The sequence below is a fragment of the Hyphomicrobium sp. MC8b genome (genome assembly GCF_905067615.1).
In the GTDB taxonomy this organism is placed as follows: Bacteria; Pseudomonadota; Alphaproteobacteria; order Rhizobiales; family Hyphomicrobiaceae; genus Hyphomicrobium_B.
The window spans coordinates 463,558-482,145 of the sequence record NZ_LR898465.1 but is presented as its reverse complement, the minus strand read 5'-3'; the positions used below and the strand labels follow the sequence as shown (position 1 = coordinate 482,145).

Genomic DNA, 18,588 nt, shown 5'->3' with positions numbered 1-18,588 from the left:
GCCGCACGGCGAAAGGCTGGCGCAGCAAGCGCTTGTGAGTATTTGCGCCGACCTTCCCTCACTGTGGGTCTTTGTCGACCGGCTCTTGGAAGTGCTGGACCAATCATCAAAGTTGTCGCGACAGCGCATTTGATTCGCGCCAGGAGAGACCTTTCGATGACTGCAGCCATCGAACATTCCGAGCTGAAGACCGACGACGAGCCATCGCCGCTCCTCACGGTCCGAGATCTCTTGCTACTGCGCATCGCGGTCGGCAGTGCAACGCGCGCCGATCTGCAACGAGACGTTGCGCCATTGCTGGCATCGAAGATTTCCGGCCTGGAATTCCGCCGCTCCGCCGAACTGGCGCTCAGCACGCTCGCCGGCGCTCAGCTCGTCTCAGAGGCGAAGGGCGGCCGGCTGACCGCCACCGACAAGGGACGCCAGGTTGCAGAGGCGAGCTTCGCCGCATCCCGCATCTTCCCTGCGACCTGGAGCGACGCCAAGACGTCGCTCATCCTCGCTGCGCTCGCAGCCAGCGACACGCCATCGATCCGTAAGGGCTTGGCCCGGCCTGAGGGCCTCGCCGCGCTCATCGTGCAACGGCACTTCGGCAAGACGACAGCGCGCGTTCTCTCGCCCGCCGATCTCCGCTCCGAGCTGGCTATCATCGCGCTCGAACGCGCCTTCGGAAACAAGATCAAGACCGGCTTCGGCAAGAGCGCGGGCCTGCCCGCCAAAGCCGGACGCCTGCTCGCCGGTCAGCTTTTCCGCTCGCCACGCGAAATCTCGACCGACGGCAAGCTCGTCATCCAGCTTGCATGTGAAATTGTCAGCGCCCGCGAAGGCAGCCTTGCGGCGCTCGAACTTGCACTGCTTCGCACCCTTCTCGCGCCGAAGGAGGAAAATGCCCGCGCCGAGACGTCGCGTCCGCCGCAACAGCGTGCCGAACCGCCGAAACGTCCTCCCGTGCGCACGCCACCTCCGCTCCCCGCCAACGATCGTTTGCCGCTCGACGAAACCCGGCCGCCGCCTGCACCGCGAGTTGTCTCGCCACCCGACATGCAGGAATTTTGTCAGGCTGTTGTTGATGCGGCACGTCCTGTCGCGGAGGGCTGGCCAGGCAACCGGAAGGCGTTTATCTCTTTGGTATGGAAGGCGATTCGCAACGCACGACCCGACTGGGGTTTATCCGAGATTGCGTTCAAAGGAATGCTCGCGGAAGCCCATCGCTCTGGCCGGCTTGAACTAGCGACCGCTGATCTCAAAGACGGTCGCGATCTCAAATCGCTCGAGGATTCCAAGATCCTCTACAAGAACACCGTCTGGCACTTTGTGCGCGTTCAAGATTGAAGGCATTTCGATTAGATCAATGGGTGTTGAAGGCGCTTCCCTCAAACAGTCGACGTTCGCCCCCTCGCTCGCGCCTGACAAGCTGAGCGAGGCGTTCGAGCATTCGATCACCTGGGAAGACGATCTTTGGCGCGCTGACCCGGTCGACGTACCGGAAATTCACGCCAAGGCGCGCCAGAAATTCAACGATCTGCTGACGGCCGTCACCTCGGGCCGCGGCTATCACATGCAGGATCGCATCCTGTTGTTTCACGGCCAGTCGGGCGCCGGAAAAACCCATCTTCTGCGCGCACTCAGAACGGACTCGCATCGCACGGGCCAAAGCTATTTCGGCTACGCGCAGATGACGCCCGACGTGCAGAACTACGCCGATTTCTATCTGCGGCGCCTCGTGCACTCGCTGGAAAAACCCTACGATCCGGATCGCTTCGGCGAATCCGCCCTGTCGCGGCTGACGAACCGGATGGTGCTCGATTCCGAGGTGATCTCTTCCGAAGACCTCGACAAGCTCCGCGACGACACGCTCGACGACAAGCAACTCGCACAGCTCATTCTGCGTCTCGCCGACCAGATCGTCGCCTGCGAAAAGTTCCAAACCCAGGAACTCGACATCAACATCGTGCGCGCGCTTCTCTATCTGCAGCGCCGCGATCCGCGCATCGACCAGCGCGTGCGCCAATATCTCAACGGCCGTAATCTGACGGCGATTGCGCACGAAGCCGTCAGCGCGCTCGACCCGAACGACGGCGAAGATCGCGCTTTCGAGATCATCAAGGCGCTCGGCGCACTCGTCTGGACGGTCGATCGCGCCGCGCTCGTCTTCTGCATCGATCAGGTCGAAGACCTGCGCTTCTTCGATAACGCCGAAGATCGTTTTCAGCGCGCCGTGCGCGATCTCATCCAGATCGCCAATCGGCTGACGAACGCGATCATTATCATTTCGTGCCTTGAAGATTTCTACGGCCAGGTGCGCAGCCTGGTCGCGCAGTCCTACATCGACCGCATCGAGAAATCCGGTCCCATCCTGCTGCGCGAAAGCCGGACGCCGGAAGAAGCGCGCCTCATAATATCGAAGCGTCTTGCCTATCATTCCGAGGTCAACGGCGACGGCTTGAGCTTCCCGGATGCCTCGCAATTCTTCGGCCCGCAGTTCTTCGAAGAGTTCGGCGGCCTGTCGACGCGTCGCCTGTTGGAGCACGCCCAATCGCGCCTGCGCGAAGCGACCTCGACCGAAGGCGATGACCGCGAGCCGGAACCCGAGCGTCCGTCCTTCATCTCGACACTGGCGCAAGCGCTTGGCCAGGCAATCGGCTTCAACGACGAACCCGACCAGCCGGGCTCATTGTCGGCCGTCCAATTCCGCGAAATGTGGGAACGCTTCGCCAACGAGAGCGAAGCCGAAATGCCCGCCGATGAGGGTGAACTCGTCGATATATTGTCCGGCGCTCTGCAGCTCGCACGCGAAGAATGGAATAGGGCGATCGAGATCACGACTAAGAGACTGGAACTCGGCGACGAGCTGCCTGCGCTAGATCTCACCGTGCGTCACCGCACCGGATTTGCCAACGACGTGCGCATTTTCATCTGCAACGGGAAGACTCAGGGGGGCGCCTTGAAGCGCCAGCTCGACAAAGTGCTGACATCGATGCAGGGCAAGCCCTGCTTCATGCTCCGCGCGAGCGACTTCCCCCCGAACTCGAAAAACCAGACGGCCCAGGCGCTCCGGAAATTCCGCGAAAATGGCGGCCGTCAGCTTCTCGTGCCGATCCCCGAGTGGGAACGCATGATGACGGTACGAGAGTTCACCGCGCATCATCGCGGCGATGCGAGCATGACGCAATGGCTGGAAGGCGCAAAGCCATTGTCCAGCCTGATCTCGATCACGCACCTTTTGCGTCTCGATCTGCTCGGCCGCCCGGTGCCCCGCCTCGTCGCCAAAGAGATGGACGACCCGCAGTCGTCGCTCGACGGCTTCGACATGCTGTCCAACGAACAGGCGCGCGGCGCGAACCCGAACGGCAACGACTCTGGTCTTCCCGCCAACGATGACGACCTTCCGATGTCTGTCATCCTCGACGAAGACGGCAGCTACGGCGCGAGCATTCTCGCGGGCCGCGAAAACGGCATGCGCGGGCCGCGTCCCGTGACACTGAACAAGAGCGTTCTAAAGCGCCACGCGGCGTTCCTTGGTGGCTCCGGTTCCGGTAAGACGACCCTGGCGCTCTCAATCATCGAGCAGCTTTTGCTTCGCGGCATTCCCGCGGTCCTGATCGACCGCAAAGGCGACCTTGCGAGCTACGCCAACCCCGAAGTCTGGCGTTCGAGCGAAAACGAAACGCCGGACCGTCGCTCGGAGCGCGAGAAACTCGCCGACGCGATTGACGTCGCCGTTTACACTCCGGGTCGCGCATCCGGCCGGCCGATCTCGATTACATTGCTTCCGAACGGTATCAACGAGTTGCCCGATCACGAGCAGCAGTTGCTGGCAAACCTGTCGGCCGCCGCTCTCGGCGAAATGCTGCATCTGAAGAATTCCGCGACCCACCAGAAGCAGTCCGGCGTGCTCGCCGTGGCGCTGCGCATCTTAGGCTCGCTGTCGACCAACGAAGTGACGCTCGCCGACCTGATCCATCTGCTCGAAGACGAGCATCCGGAGTTAACCGACCAGACCCAGCGCATGGATCCGTCGGGCAAGCTGCGCCGCGATCTTGTCGCTCAGTTGGACTCGCTGCGCCTGCGCAACGCCGCGCTCTTCGAAGGCGGCGGCGAAAGCCTGCGCATGGAAAGCCTGCTTGGCCTCGGCCGTTATCAACGCCCGAACCGCACACGCCTGTCCGTCATTTACACGGGCTTCCTGGGCGACAACGAAAACATCCTGTTCTGGGTCTCGCAGTTCCTGTCGGAAGCGCTGCGCTTCTGTCAGCGCAACCCGAACGACGAACTGCAGGCCGTCGTCATGTTCGACGAAGCCGACCTTTACATTCCCGCCAACGCAAAGCCTGCGACCGCAGAGCCTCTGCAAAGCTTGCTGAAACGTGCCCGTTCCGCCGGTCTTGGTTTGATGCTCGCCACTCAGTCGCCGGGCGACCTCGATTATAAGAGCCGCGACCAGATCACGAGCTGGTTCATCGGCCGCGTTCGCGAAGACACCGCCCTTCGCAAGCTCAAGGCCGCCTTCCAGTCGGAATCGGGCCTCGACCCAGCCTTGGCGCTGCCGGGCCAAACCGTCGGTGAATTCCACCTTGTTCAGGAAGGTCTCGTCCGGCCGATCAAGGCCCAGCGTTCGCTGATCGGCGCCGAACAAGTGCCCTTCGACCGGATCGAGCAATTGGCCGCCGAAACCCGCGGCACGGACGAGCGGCAGCTACGCCTGTTCGACGTTAGATAAATTCAATTCGCGTTTCAAAACATGACACAGCGTGTGATGTTGCGCGGCCAGAGTTTGCCGCCGCGAGTGCGAACATGACCGCATGATGACCTGGCAAGACGCTGATATCTCAGCATAAAACAAAATTACCGCCGATTAGAAAACGATGCGCTGACCTATGGGTTAAGCATCAATCGCTATGTGATCTCTGATCTACTACGGCGACTGCAAAATCGAGGCAGGCCCTGTCAAGTTTTTTTGCAAGGCTGTATCCTGATAAAGCTGGGAAGAGGGGTTTATGCCCGGCAGCGCTGATCGGGGGCGGCTCCTTTCAGTGGAATGAGATGCGGCAACCGAGGGGGCAAACCGGTTGGATCATCGCTTAGGGCCGCGCGTAACAGTGGAGAGAACTTAAAAGTTCGAGTGCGGGGTAAAGAGTTATGGTGGCGAAACCATTCGTGATGATGGTCGTTGCGGCCCTCATCGGTCCGGCCGTTGGCGTCGGCCTTTTCATTCTTATGAACAACTTCTGATCCGGCGAGCCGTCAGGCTTGCCGATCAACAAGTCATATCACTCGCTTGCAGCTATCGGCTGCCAGCGCAGGCCACATATTTGCCGTCTCCGGGCACCGAAACCGCCCAGAGTCCGTTGAGTTGACGCCGCAAAGGTCAACTAACAATCCGTGCTGAGCCGCCGCCCGTCCCTGGCGACGGCATTAGCGCGGCTTTGCGACACCGATGTTACGTCTTCTGCGGCATCTGACCGCCCTCGCGGACTTCTGCCTCTGGGCACCGCGTTGGATTGCGCGTTGGCTGATGATGGCGGTGGCGTTCAACCCGAAGCTCGGGCCGCTCCGTCACGTCTTCACAGCCGCGATCGTCTACGTCTTCTTCGCGCTGATCCTAGTCTATATCGCAGCGCCCATCCGAGGCTACCTCGGAGATGTATCTATGCACGACAAACTCGGCTACGACGCCGAGCGCTGGCTCGCGACAGCGATCTATGACCCAAAGGGTAACTTCGTCGGCACCTTTGATCCGCGCCTCGATAGCCTGCGAGATGTGAACTATACCGACAGCGCCATCGCGCTCGGCGATTACGTCGCAAACCCCGATCACAAATCGATCCCCGTGCGCACAGTGCCGGAACAATACTGGCGCTGCCTCTCGTACCACGAAGATCGTTATCTCGGCGGTCCGCTCAATCCGTTCGGCATCGACCTTCTCGGCGTCCTGAAAATTCCGGTGACCGCCGTCACGCGAACGATCGCGTCTGGTCGCCCTTCTCTGGGCGTTGGCGGCTCGACGCTGCCTATGCAGTTCGCGCGCGTCATCTACAAAACCCCGCCAAGCGCCGACGAAAGCGGCATCGACAAGCTCAAACGCAAGTTCGGCGAATGGTGGCTCGCGCCCGTCATCTACCGCGACCTCACGCGCGGCGGTGACGACATGCTGCTGAAGCAATGGGCCGCGAACCACATCTGGCTCGCCCAGCGAACCGGCGGCCAACCTCTTCACGGCGTCGAAGTCACGAGCCAGGTCGTGTTTGGCAAGGAAGCAAAAGACCTCTCGACTGCCGAGCAGTTCGTGCTCGCCTCAGCCGTCAACAAGCCGATCATCCTGCTCGAAGGCAGCGACCGCCTGAATGCCGTCCGCCTCGACCGCTGGCGCTACATCACAGAGGTGCGTGCCCGCACCTGCGCCGAAAAGCTCATCACCGACGAAGCCGAACAGCGCAAAGTCGTCTTCGAGCTGATGGCCCTGGCGGGCGGGCCGCCCGATCCGAAAGTCAAACCAAAACTCGAAGCCGCCCTCGAACGCTTCGCGCCGCATGAAATGAAACGCGCCGAAGCCAACCCGATGATCCGCGCCAACCTGCTGCTGCCCGCCGCGCGCTTCGGCATCCGCGAAGAGATGAAGCAGCGTTACGGCTTCGCCTGGCGCGACTACATCCGCGGCGTGACGACGACTTTCGATATCGGCGACAACCTCGCTTTCCGCGACAAGATCAATGCGGAACTGAGCGCCCTGGACACGAAATGGGCCTCCCGCATCGACCCGGCCTTCACGCTCGATCCGAAAAAGGTAACCGCGGACAAGACGCTTCCGAACGTCATCGTCGTCGCGGCCGACGGCAACGGCAACATCGTCCGCTATTACGAATCCGGCGAGACCGCGGCCTACTTCGGCTCGCTCCCAGCCCGCCGCTCCGATACCGGCTTTTACGATCCATCACTCGAAAGCCGACAGGTCGCTTCGACCGGCAAGATGATCCTGGCCGTCGCGCTCGCCAACCAGGGCCGCGATGGACCCGGCAGTCTCTACACCGATCCGCAAGCGCCCGCGCAAGGACTTGATACATGCGCTAAAGGCGGGAGCACCGGCAGCCGCAAAGCTATCGTCGCGTTTGCATGCTCGCTTAATGCGCCGCTCATCACTCGCGGCGCGCAACTTGGGCAAACGCCGATCAAGCGGCTGATCGACGGCTTCGGTTTCACGATGCCGCCCGCCGCCGCGCAAGGCGGCACGCCGCCATCAACCGCCGTCGTCCTCGGGCAAGTGGCGGCCGCGCCGCGACGCGTCCACTTCATGTCGAGCCTCATTCTCGCGTCTCTCATCGGCCGCAGCACGCAGCCGATGCGCCCGCCAACGCTGATCGCTGCATACGACTACACGCAGAAAGGCCAAGGCGGCGCCGGCATAGCGGCCCAGGCGAGTCCTGCGATCATCCCGAAAGCCTTGATCCGCCCGGGCGCCACCGGCTTGATCCGCGCGCTTCTCGAAGCCCCGCTTTGCTATCAGACCGGCGGACAATCCTACGGCACACTGAGAAGCCTCAGCAAATGGTGCGCGCGACGCCGTGGCGACCTCCGAGTGCACTTCGCGAAAACCGGAACCTCCGTCACGCTGGACCCCGACGCGACGGTCGACACCTGGGCCTCGGGCGGATTGCAATTCACGAACGGCGCCGCTTATTCGTATGTCGTACTCGTCGGGACCGGAAACGCATCGCGCCCCTGGGCTCGCCATTTGCACGCGGCCCAGATCGCAGCACCCCTGCTCGACGTCTTGCTTCACGACCTCGAAGACGACGCCAAATCTCACCCGCGCCGCGACTTCCTCCCGCGACGGCGCGGAGTGCCGGTCGCAGCTACGCGAACACCGACAAAAAAAATAGCTGACGCTGCGCCGGCTCACGGCCCATGAAAACTTTCGCGCCTGATTGGCGGAACCAACTAGCGATATTCGACGCCGGTCAGCGCTTCAGAGAAGGCCCATAACCTCGATGCGACGACGCTATCTTTCGCGCGATCGGGCACGGCTGCCAGCCCCGGATAGCCCCGCAGTTCGTTCCAGCCATTGGGCCCATAGTAGGAGCCGCCTTCAGCCAATGGCGATGTCGCAGCATAGAGCGTCGGCAACGCACCTTGCGCCGCCGGCTGAAATAAAAACCAGGCAAGCGACCGTAGGAGGCCCGCGGCGCTGAATCTTCCCGCCCCGTTCGGCAACAGCTCGGTCCGCGAGATACCTGGATGCGCCGCGATGCTGGAGATCCCCCAACCCCGCGCTAGGCTGCGCCGTTCGAATTCAAATGCATACATAAGGCAGGCGAGCTTCGACTGGCTGTAGGCCGACATCGGCTTGTAGCGCCCCTTCGCCTGAAAGTCCTCGAAATCGATGCGGCCGTCGCGCGCTGCCAAACTCGAAAGCGAAACGACGCGCGGCTTGTTACCTTTTTTCAAGAGCGGCAGAAGATGGCCAGTAAGTGCGAAATGACCAATATAGTTGGTGCCAATCTGAAGTTCGAACCCGTCGGGGGTTTCGCGCCGTTGCGGTGGCATCATCACCCCGGCATTATTGATCAGTAGGTCGAGGCTGTCGCGTTGCGCCCGCAAGCGACTGCCGAAGTCGGCGATGGATCGCAGGTCGCCAAGATCCAAAAGTTCAAAACGAACGTTTGCAGCAGGAATGTCCTCGCGTATCCTTTTGACAGCCTGTTCGCCCTTCTCTGGGTTGCGTCCGGCGATGATCACCTCGCCGCTAGCTCCTGCGAGTGCTAGGGCATCCTCAAATCCGAGTCCGCCGGCACCCGTGACGATAGCTGAGCGACCTTGTTGAGAAGGCATATCGGTAACGGTCCAACGTTGCACTGATCTTTGCCTTTCTCGAAATCAAAACTGCACTGAGTGCAAAAGATATTGCACTGAGTGCAAATTTACAAGAAGGTTGGGAATTGTCCGACGACAAAAAAAAGGAAGCCGCTCCGCAGGATACTGGAATTCGAGAGCGCAAGCGGCTCGAGACGAGGCAGCGCATCGCAGAGACGGCGCTCGGGCTGTTCGTGAAAAACGGCTACGACGAGACCACCCTGGACGATATTGCGGAAGCGGCCGAGATTTCCCGGCGCACCGTTTTTTCGTATTTTTCGTCGAAAGAAGACATTCTTCTGGCGTGGCAGTCGGGCATTGCGGAAACGTTGCGGACCGCGGTGCTGACGGAAACCACGGATCAGGAACCATTCGACGCTGTTGCCAACGCGATGCTGAAGCTCGCGTCCGCTTACAACTCGGACGACAACATTGTCATTGATCGGCTTTTGCGTTCCACGGAAACCCTGCGCGCGAGCAAGCAGGTAAAATATATCAAACAGGAAGAAGCGATTTTCCAAGCTTTGATAACGCTATGGCCCCAGCCAGGAAGACAGCAGGCCCTCAGGCTCGTCGCAATGGCATCGGTCGGAGCTCTTCGGCTTGCGACCGAAGCTTGGGCTGCAGACAACGGTGCACACCCCGTCTCCAAATATCTTCGAAGAGCTTTCTCCAACTTGAAGGCCGAGATTTAGCGTTCGCGTCATATCAGCATGCAAACTCACTCTGCCATTCATCGACGCGCTGAAAAACGGCCGGAAGTCCGACATTGCTCAGCCGCAGTTTAACCATCAAAAACGCCGACTGGCCGCGGAGTCTTGACGCCTCTCTTGGGTAGGGTTGGCAGACATGAACCGGAAAGGCGCGGAACGCGGAGGCGAGGCAGGCTCACTGCGCCTCTATGCAGACGCACGCGCCGAAGCAGACACGCAGCAAAAGCCTCCCCGCGACTGGAAGCGCGCCATCCTCATTGTCGGACTCGGCGCGCTGTCCTGGGTCGCAACCTACGTCGGCATGCTCGAACTGATCGAAGCCAACATGGGCGATCTGCCGATCGTCCATCGCGTCATCGTCGGCTTCTCGGTGGCGATGCTGATGACGATGATCGTCTGGCTGCTCGACCAGCTTTTTCGCCCGCATCCCTTCGTCACGAAACTTTCCTATGCCGGCGGCTATATCTTCCTGTCGCTGATCTCGATCGGATTCGGCTTTGGGTTTTACTGGAAGGTTCTCGAAAGCCGCGGTGAGGCGACGCGCTCGGCCGAAAGCGCCGTCTCCGAAGTCCAGAACGCGCTGCACGGCGCCGAGACACGGCTCGAACAATTGCAGGCGACGCTGACCCAGCTCACCCAGGTCTCGACAGAGAAGGCACAACTCGAACAGACGAAAGGCACCTCATGTCCAAACTCGAAACCGGGCGACGGACCGCGCCGGAAGATGCGCGAAGACGATGCTCAGCGTTTCTCCTTCGCGTCCGACTTTGTGAAGGGTCGGATCGGCGCCGTGAAAACGGATATGGAAGCACTGAACGGCGACTTGACGAAAATCGTCTCGGCCGACGCCTCTACGTTCGATCCCAAGACGGGAACGCGTAATGAGTTCATGCGCGCGCTTGGACGCAAGCTTGACCTGACGGCGACGGGCTTCAACGCCTTCCGCACCGATCCGCAGCTTCGCCAGATCCGTTCCGATCTCGCCGACCGCGCCGAGCGCACAACCTTCAGCGACGGCCGGAACGGCACCGTCACCTGCCCCGATCCGCAATTGCAGATGGCGCTCCGCGGCGTTGTCAAAGCCATCGATCAACTGCCTGAACTGCGGAAGCCCGAGATCGCGACCGTCGAAGGCTCGGAAGCGACCATCGAAGCCTTCCGCCGGCTGACGACGACCTTCTACGGCCTGCTGTCGTTCAAGATGCCGCCGTCCGCCGACCAACTGCGCGAACTGCAAAAGAAGGCGATACAATCAGTCGAGAACCCTGCCGAAATGCGCAACGCCGACGATCAGGCGGCGGGCTTGTCGAAGCGCGACTATGTTCCGCTTGCAGTCGCGCTGTTCGTCGATCTTTGTCTCTTCCTCGTCTCGATGGGCAAGCGCCCCGGCGGCCGTCTCGACGGTCTCGTGCCGAAGATGCAAGCCGCCGAGCGCGGTCCGGTGATCGAAATCCTGTCGCGCTTCAACGACATTCACCGCGACAAGCAGATCCGCGAAAACTTCGAGCTGTTCCGCCATGTCGTCTTCGACATGAATGGCGATTACTACGTTGCCGTGCCGCTCGATGCGCCGCCGCGTCTCAATCCGGCCGAACGCGAGAACCTGCGCGTCGAAGCCCAGCTTCTGGCCAACTTGTTCGCGAGCTTCGAGCGCGAAAAGATTTTCAAGCGCACGCTGCTGCCGACGACCGGCAGCGTCCAGAGGCGGCTGGCGCGCCAGGGTTCGAAGTTTGCGAACTCGGACTCGTTCCGCGTCTATAAGTTCACGAACGGCGCTTGGTCCGACATCATCCTCGGCGCCGTCATGGGTGCCGCCCGCCGCGCCGAACGCAACGAGTTGCGCCGCCACGACATCGACGAGCACGATGCCGCGCCGTCATCGCCCGTGCCGTCGGCGCCATCGCCGGAAACAAAGCACACGCCCAACGCCGCCCAGCAAATTGAAACGGACGCGTTCAAACCGGACGAACCAGCGCCACGTCCAAAATTCGACGCCGACATTCGCAGCGCCAGACCCGACGGCGCCATCGACCCGGAGCACGCAGCGCGCTTCGGCCCCTACGCCGGTATCTACCGCCCGGAACCGGAATTCTCGCCGCCGCAAGCGCCGCGCGTCAGACGCCCTGTCGCCAAGCCCGAGCCGGAAGCCGACGTCACCGTCAAAGCCGCCAACAGCAACACCAGCCGCGCCACGCCGAGCGAGCCACCGCCGTTGCCCGAACCCCGCCCGGCGACCGTCGTGACAATTCCTCGGTCCGTCGAACCGCGTGCCAGCGTCACCCTCCAGCGCGAAACCGCAACATTTTCCGTTCCCGTCAGCGAGGCCGTTATGCCGGATTCGTTGAAAGCCGCTATGCATGCCTTCGATAAGCAAAGGCAGGTCGTGTTAACCGATGCCGACGACGATCAGCCCGATCGCGCCACCCCTCCGAATCACGGCCGGATCGTCGCATTTCATTCGGAAGATCAGCTCTCGGACGACGACCGCGCCTTTATTCGCCGCATCGCCCCACCCGCCGCCGAATGAAAAAGCGTTGGATAGAAAACGGGATAACGATGTTCGCCTTAAAAGGAACCGAGCCGCAACGCTTGTTTAACATTCTTCTTGGCTTAATGGGGTCGCCGGATGCCCAGCGGGGGGCAGTTCGATCTCCGAACATGACCGGCTCGAAATGGGAAAGAATAAATGCGCATCGCTTCACCTTCGCGGCCAATGATGATGTCTCGAACGGATAAGGAAGCACGGCTCAAGGACTTCATCGGCGAGGCCTTCACTGCCCGCGGTGGAGATCCGGCACGTGAAATTTGCCTGACGCTCTTTGTCCGCAACCCGGATAGCCCGGCCGCGCGCGCGCTTCATGCCGCCTGGTCCGATGGCCTGATCGCAGGCGCACGCATTCTCCTTGTCGTCGGAGACACGACCGTCGAAGAACCGTCGTCACCGTCACTCCTCGACGTCGCAGATGTGGAATATCGTGTTCTCGGCGAGGCGAGCTTCGCACCAGCCCACGAACAGCTGACCGTCGGATCGACGCGCGTCTGGATCGGCGATTGCCTCCGCCGCGATCCCACCAAGCGCGACGCCTTCGAGCTTTACCACGGCGATGATGCGACGAACGCCGTCTTCGCGCTCGCCTCGTTTGAGAAGCTCTGGAAGCGTGCCCGTCCGCGGAAACTGCCGCGCACCGAAGCGCTCTCGCCGGAAATCATCGCCGCCCAGTCGGACGACGCCAACGCGCTCCCGCTGCGCCCGCGTCATTAACGAAGCTGCCATCGGCGACACCGCAGATCTTTAATGCCATCTTCGGCTTCATGCCGAAGGTGGCATTTGCGTTTTTACGCCTTCGACTTCGCCCCCGAAGGGAGAAGTCGAACACCTTTCAAAAATTCCCCAAACCGAAACTTATCCCCGCCTCTCGGCGCGATGATAAATTGCTTGCCTGAGCCAACGCAGGAAAAAGGCCGCAAGAACGCGCAAGCACCGGAAATTCCTAATTATCGCCGCGCTTCGGCCTTTGGACCTTGTTGGTCTTTTGCTTGAAACGCCAACTGGCGATACTCCACCAGAGCTTCGTTGAGCGCGTGAGACCGCGTGCTCGCGCACTCGGACGTCGAGGCTTTCACACAGGATGCCACCCCCATGATTTTCCTCGCGCGCCTTGCAGCGGTTTTCACGCTCATGCTGGGGACCTTCGCAACCGCCAGCGCCGATCCCAAACCGTTCCTGCATCAGGGCATCGCCGCCGATGCCAAACGCTATGAGGCCTATCTCAAGGCCAACTGGAAACCGGACGGCAAAACGCCCGCCGCGCTGAAAGCTCAGGCCGAAAAAGACTTTGCGAGCGATCCGCGGGCCGCCTCTCGCGCGCTCGCCAATGTCGTCTCGGCAAACGCTCAGGACTCTGCTGCCTGGACGCGCCTCGCCGAAGCGCTTCTCGCCATTCCGCCTGATCCCAATAATACGAGCGAACGCTACGATCTCGCGATCTATGCCTCCGGCGCGGCTTACACCGGCTACCAGCGCGCAACCGATAAGAACGAGAAAGCCCACGCGCTTTACGTGCTCGGGCGCACGCTCGAGGCCCGCTCCTATTGGCGTCCCGCGATCGACGCGCTGAGCCTCAGCCTCGCGCTCGCCGACGACCAGACCACACGCGAAATGTATGACAAGCTGCGCGGCCAGTACGGCTTCCGCATGACCGATTACAAGACCGATAATGACGCGACGCCACCGCGCCTCTGCCTGCAGTTCTCTGAAGACCTGTCGCGCACGCAGACCGACGTCGCGAAATTCATTTCCGTCGGCGGCAAAGACCCGCAAAACCTCGTGCAGGACGGAAAACAGCTTTGCCTCGAAGGCCTGAAGTACGGCGAACGCTATCAGGTTCAGATCCGTGCCGGACTGCCGTCCGACATCGGCGAGAAACTGCTGAAAACCTCCGACATCGCCGTCTACATTCCCGACCGCACGCCGTACGTCCGCTTCGGCGGCAAAGCCTATGTGCTGCCCTCACGCGGCCAGCAGGGCATTCCGGTAACGACGACGAACACCAGCAAGATCGACGTCGAAGTTTATCGCATCGGCGACCGTAACCTCGCGACGACGCTGCAAAACGGCGACATGGCGCGCCAGCTTTCGAGCTACGACGTCGACAACATTCGCGATCGTTCGGGCATCAAGGTCTACGAAGGCCAGATGGACATTGCCTCCAAGCTCAACGAGGACGTGACGACCGCCGTGCCCGTGACCGACGCCACCGGCAAGCTCGAACCGGGTGTCTACGTCATGGTCGCCAAGCCCTCCGAAAAGCAAAAGCAGGAGAGCTATGAACGCGCGACGCAGTGGTTCATCGTTTCCGACCTCGGCCTCACCGCGTTCAGCGGCAATGACGGCGTGCACGCGTTCGTCCGTTCGCTGAGCGACGCCATCGCTGTCGGCGGCACGTCTGTGAAGCTGATTGCCAAAAACAACGAAGTGCTCGCGACTGCGACCACGGACGAACACGGATATGCGAAATTCGACGCCGCGATCACCAAAGGCGAAGGCGGCTCGGCGCCCGCAATCCTCGTCGCACAGAAAGGCGAAGGCGAATACGCTTTCCTCGATCTGACGCTCAACGCCTTCGATCTCTCCGACCGCGGCGTGCAGGGCCGCGATCCGTCCGGCCCCGTCGATGCCTACGTCTATACCGAGCGCGGTGTCTATCGCGGCGGCGAGGACGTGAACGTCACGGCGCTCGTGCGCGATCAGTTCGGCAAATCGTCATCCGTCCCGGCGACGCTGATGGTCTTCCGGCCCGATGGCGTTGAGCAGACGCGCTTCCTGATGAACGATCAGGGTCTCGGCGGCCGCGCGCACGTCGTGCATCTCGCCAAGACCGCAATGACCGGCACCTGGCGTGCGAAGCTCTATACCGATCCGAAATCAGAGCCGATCGCGGAGCGGTCATTCCTCGTCGAAGATTTCGTCCCCGAACGCCTCGACATGACGCTCTCATCGAAAATCAAGGCGCTCGCGCCGGATGAAAACCAAGCGATTGACGCCGATGGCCGCTATCTCTACGGCCCGCCCGCCGCTGGGCTCGGCCTCGAAGGCGAAGTCGTCGTCAAGGCATCGAACAGGGACGTTCCCGGTTATACCGGCTATATCTTCGGCCAAGCTGACGAGTTCGTAACGCCGGTACGCCAAGCGCTGCCGTCGAACCTCGCTATGGATCAGAACGGCAAGGCGTCGATCCCGATCACGCTGCCGCAGATGCCGAAAACGCCGAAGCCACTGGAAGCTTCGATCTCCGTGAAGCTGCGCGAAGACGGCGGCCGCACCATCGAGCGCAACATCACGCTGCCCGTCGATCTGAAACTCGAACGCGTCGGCATCAAGCCGCTGTTCGACAACCTCACCGCGCCAGAAGACCAGCCCGCCGAATTCAACGTCGTGCTGCTCGGCTCCGACGGTAAAGCCGAAGCGTCGAGCAACCTCACCTGGACACTGACGCGCCTCGATACGACGTGGCAGTGGTATCGCCGCGATGGCACGTGGACCTATGACGCCGTCACCGTAAAGCGCAAAATCGGCAGCGGCCCTCTCTCCGTCACCGCAGACGGCGCTGCCAAGATCTCGCAGCCGATCCAGTGGGGACGCTACCGCCTCGACGTCGCGTCAAACGATGCCGATGGCCCAGCCTCGAGCATCATCTTCAACGCCGGTTGGTACACATCGGGCGACTCAGTTGATTCACCCGAGCAGCTCGACGTCGCGCTGGATAAAGACAACTACAAAGCCGGCGACACCGCGAAGCTGCGCATCGCGTCGAAGCTGGGCGGCAAGGCGCTCGTCGCCGTGCTCGGCACCGGTCTCGACCTGATGAAAGAGGTCGATATCGCCAAGGGTGGCGGCGAAATCGACATTCCCGTCGATAGCAATTGGGGTCCGGGTGCCTACGCCACCGCGATCCTCTATCGCCCAATGGACGAAGCCGCAAAGCGTATGCCGAGCCGCGCCATCGGCATCCGCTGGCTGCCGATTGACCAGAGCAGCAAGCAGCTCAAAGTTGCCGTGACACTTCCCGACAAGGTGAAGTCCGGCGCACACGTCGACGTGCCGCTGAAGGTCGAAGGCCTGGCACCCGGCGAAGACGCCCGCGTCGTAGTTGCGGCTGTCGATCTCGGCATTCTAAACCTCACCCGCTTCGAAACGCCCGCCCCGGAGAAGTGGTTCGGTCAGCAGCAGAAGCTGTCATTCGAAATCCGCGACTTCTACGGCAAGCTGATCGACGGTATGCGCGCTGACCGTGGCAAGCTCCGCTCAGGCGGCGACGGCACCGCGGCGCTGCAAGGCAATCCGACGGTCGAAACGGTCGTCTCGCTCTATTCCGGCATCGTACAGGTGAAGGACGACGGCACTGCGAGCGTGTCGTTCGATCTGCCGGACTTCAACGGCACCGTCCGCTTCATGGCGGTTGCCTGGAGCAAGGATAAGGTCGGCCATGGCTCGGGCGATTTGATCGTCCGCGACGCCGTTGCGCTGACGGCCGCCGTGCCGCGCTTCATGACGCTTGGCGACGAGGTCGATCTCGGCTTCTCGATCCACAACGTCGATGGGCCGGCCGCGCCGTACAAACTCACGCTGTCGCAAAAAACCGGCGACGACCGCAACGAAACGCTCTCTCCCGTTGCCGACAAGACGGCCGACTTGAAGCAGCGCGAACGCATCATGCAGCGTGTTGTCTTCAAGCCGACCGAGCTTGGTGAGATTACGCTGAAGGCTGTCGTCACCGGCCCGAACGATATCGCCGTCAAGCGGGAGATGACGTTCAATGTCTTCCCGCCCGCAGGCGACATCAAGCGCACGACGATTTCGTCGCTGAAGCCCGGCGGCAAGCTCGTCGTCTCGTCCGACATCGCTTACGATCTGATCCCGTCACGCACGCGGATCAACATGTCGGTCGGACCGGCCGCGCGTCTCGACGTGCCGACGCTTCTCGCCCAGCTCGACCGCTATCCCTACGGCTGCGCCGAGCAGACGGTATCGCGTGCGATGCCGCTTGTCGTCGCCAATGCGGTCGCGGCTCAAATTGGGATCGCACAGGACAAAGAGCTGAAGGAGCGCGTCCAGAAAGCCATCGGCCGCGTCTTCGAAATGCAGGACTCGACAGGCGCGTTCGGCGTCTGGGGTCCATACAGCACCGACTTATGGCTGACGGCTTACGTCACCGACTTCCTGACCCGTGCGAAGGAAGCGAATTACGACGTGCCGCGCGAGAACTTCAATCGCGCGCTCGACCGGCTGCAAAACTTCATCGCTTATGCGTCCGACTTCGAGAAGGGCGGCGAAGACAGGGCCTATGCGCTCTATGTTCTCGCCCGCAACGCCCGCGCACCCATCGGCGATCTTCGCTACTACGCCGACGAACGCATCGACCGCTTCTCGACGCCGCTGGCAAAAGCGCAAATCGGCGCCGCGCTCGCGATGATGGGCGACAAGGAACGCGCCGAGCGCACGTTCTCGGCGGCTCTCGTCGCAATGCCCGATACGCCCGATAGCGGCTATCGCAGCGACTACGGCTCGACGCTTCGCGATGGCGCAGCTCTCGTCACGCTCGCCGCCGAAACCGGCATTGCGCGGGAAGAGCAGCCGAAGCTCGCCACCGTCATCGCCAAGGCCTACGAGACGCGCACGTACACATCCACGCAGGAACAAGCCTGGATGCTGCTCGCCGCGAAAGCTCTGAACGATGAGGTGAAAGCAACGACGCTCGCCGTGGACGGTAAACCGGTGAACGGCCCGTTGCTGAAGGGTCTGACGCCCGCCGAATTGAAGAATGGCGCGCTGACGATCACCAACAACGGCGACACCGCCGTCGATGCCGTCATCTCGGTTCTCGGCGCGGCACTCACGCCTGAGCCGCCGGTCTCGAAAGGCTTCAAGATCGAACGCGAGGCCTACACGGTCGATGGCAAGAAGATCGATCTCGCAAGCCTTACAGGCGGCAAGGCCAAGGTGAAGCAGAACGATCGCTTCGTCATGGTCGTGAAGGTCACGTCCGACGATCCGGCGGGCCGCGTCATGGTCGTCGATCGCTTGCCCGCGGGCTTCGAGATCGAAAACCCGCATCTCGTCGAAAGCGGAGCGATCGCGAACCTTTCCTGGTTGAAATCGACGGCCGCACCCGAGCATACCGAGTTCCGCGACGATCGCTTTGTTGCGGCCTTCAACTTCGGAGCCGTGGCTTCGTCTTCCGACAGCGAGAATGGCGACACCAGCGACAACACGGTCACGCAGCCCGACGGCACGTCGCAAGCGAAGCCCGCGCCGACAACGGCAATGCTTGCCTACATCGTTCGCGCCGTGACGCCCGGTACGTTCGTCTATCCGGCGGCAACCGTCGAAGACATGTATCGGCCGGAACGCTACGCCCGCTCCGCGGCCGGCACGCTGACCGTCTCGCTGAAGGAGTGACGCGACGTGCGGCTGGGGCTTCGTTTGACATCGCTTAGAAGCAAGATCTCCTCTCTCCATTTCTTGAAT

The 18,588-nt window shown here is 61.7% G+C and carries 8 protein-coding genes; 7 read left to right on the top strand and 1 reads right to left on the bottom strand.

Annotated features, from left to right (window positions below):
- The first annotated feature begins 156 nt into the window (after positions 1-156).
- The 3 genes from ACLB1Z_RS02305 (at position 157) to ACLB1Z_RS02295 (ending at position 7,906) form a co-directional block, all read left to right on the top strand.
- Complete coding sequence (locus ACLB1Z_RS02305; RefSeq protein WP_409561860.1) at positions 157-1,332, top strand: hypothetical protein; 1,176 nt, start codon at positions 157-159, stop codon at positions 1,330-1,332.
- A gap of 19 nt (positions 1,333-1,351) precedes the next feature.
- Positions 1,352-4,720 carry an ATP-binding protein gene (locus ACLB1Z_RS02300; protein ID WP_409561859.1) on the top strand — a complete coding sequence of 1,123 codons (3,369 nt, stop codon included), beginning with the start codon at positions 1,352-1,354 and terminating at the stop codon, positions 4,718-4,720.
- A gap of 717 nt (positions 4,721-5,437) precedes the next feature.
- Positions 5,438-7,906 carry a transglycosylase domain-containing protein gene (locus tag ACLB1Z_RS02295; protein WP_409561858.1) on the top strand — a complete coding sequence of 823 codons (2,469 nt, stop codon included), beginning with the start codon at positions 5,438-5,440 and terminating at the stop codon, positions 7,904-7,906.
- A gap of 29 nt (positions 7,907-7,935) precedes the next feature.
- Here ACLB1Z_RS02295 and ACLB1Z_RS02290 read toward each other — a convergent pair whose 3' ends face one another.
- Entirely contained in the window at positions 7,936-8,850 is a 915-nt protein-coding gene (locus ACLB1Z_RS02290) for an SDR family oxidoreductase (RefSeq protein WP_409561857.1), read from the bottom strand.
- An 83-nt stretch (positions 8,851-8,933) separates the two neighbouring features.
- Between ACLB1Z_RS02290 and ACLB1Z_RS02285 the strand changes: the two genes are divergently transcribed.
- The 4 genes from ACLB1Z_RS02285 to ACLB1Z_RS02270 all read left to right on the top strand — a co-directional run bounded on the left by ACLB1Z_RS02285 (position 8,934) and on the right by ACLB1Z_RS02270 (position 18,519).
- Positions 8,934-9,542, top strand: coding sequence for a TetR/AcrR family transcriptional regulator (locus tag ACLB1Z_RS02285; RefSeq protein WP_409561856.1), 609 nt, complete (start codon positions 8,934-8,936; stop codon positions 9,540-9,542).
- A 154-nt stretch (positions 9,543-9,696) separates the two neighbouring features.
- Positions 9,697-12,087: a hypothetical protein gene (locus ACLB1Z_RS02280; protein ID WP_409561855.1), complete on the top strand. Its 2,391-nt coding sequence runs from the start codon at positions 9,697-9,699 to the stop codon at positions 12,085-12,087.
- A 159-nt stretch (positions 12,088-12,246) separates the two neighbouring features.
- Entirely contained in the window at positions 12,247-12,822 is a 576-nt protein-coding gene (locus ACLB1Z_RS02275; protein WP_409561854.1) for a hypothetical protein, read from the top strand.
- Positions 12,823-13,200: 378 nt separating this feature from the next.
- Positions 13,201-18,519, top strand: coding sequence for an alpha-2-macroglobulin family protein (locus tag ACLB1Z_RS02270; protein ID WP_409561853.1), 5,319 nt, complete (start codon positions 13,201-13,203; stop codon positions 18,517-18,519).
- Positions 18,520-18,588 lie beyond the last annotated feature (69 nt).

Coding starts and splice junctions, on each gene's coding strand:
- ACLB1Z_RS02305 (WP_409561860.1), top strand. CDS start 157: ATGACTGCAGCCATCGAACATTCCGAGCTGAAGACCGACGACGAGCCA.
- ACLB1Z_RS02300 (WP_409561859.1), top strand. CDS start 1,352: ATGGGTGTTGAAGGCGCTTCCCTCAAACAGTCGACGTTCGCCCCCTCG.
- ACLB1Z_RS02295 (WP_409561858.1), top strand. CDS start 5,438: ATGTTACGTCTTCTGCGGCATCTGACCGCCCTCGCGGACTTCTGCCTC.
- ACLB1Z_RS02280 (WP_409561855.1), top strand. CDS start 9,697: ATGAACCGGAAAGGCGCGGAACGCGGAGGCGAGGCAGGCTCACTGCGC.
- ACLB1Z_RS02275 (WP_409561854.1), top strand. CDS start 12,247: ATGCGCATCGCTTCACCTTCGCGGCCAATGATGATGTCTCGAACGGAT.
- ACLB1Z_RS02270 (WP_409561853.1), top strand. CDS start 13,201: ATGATTTTCCTCGCGCGCCTTGCAGCGGTTTTCACGCTCATGCTGGGG.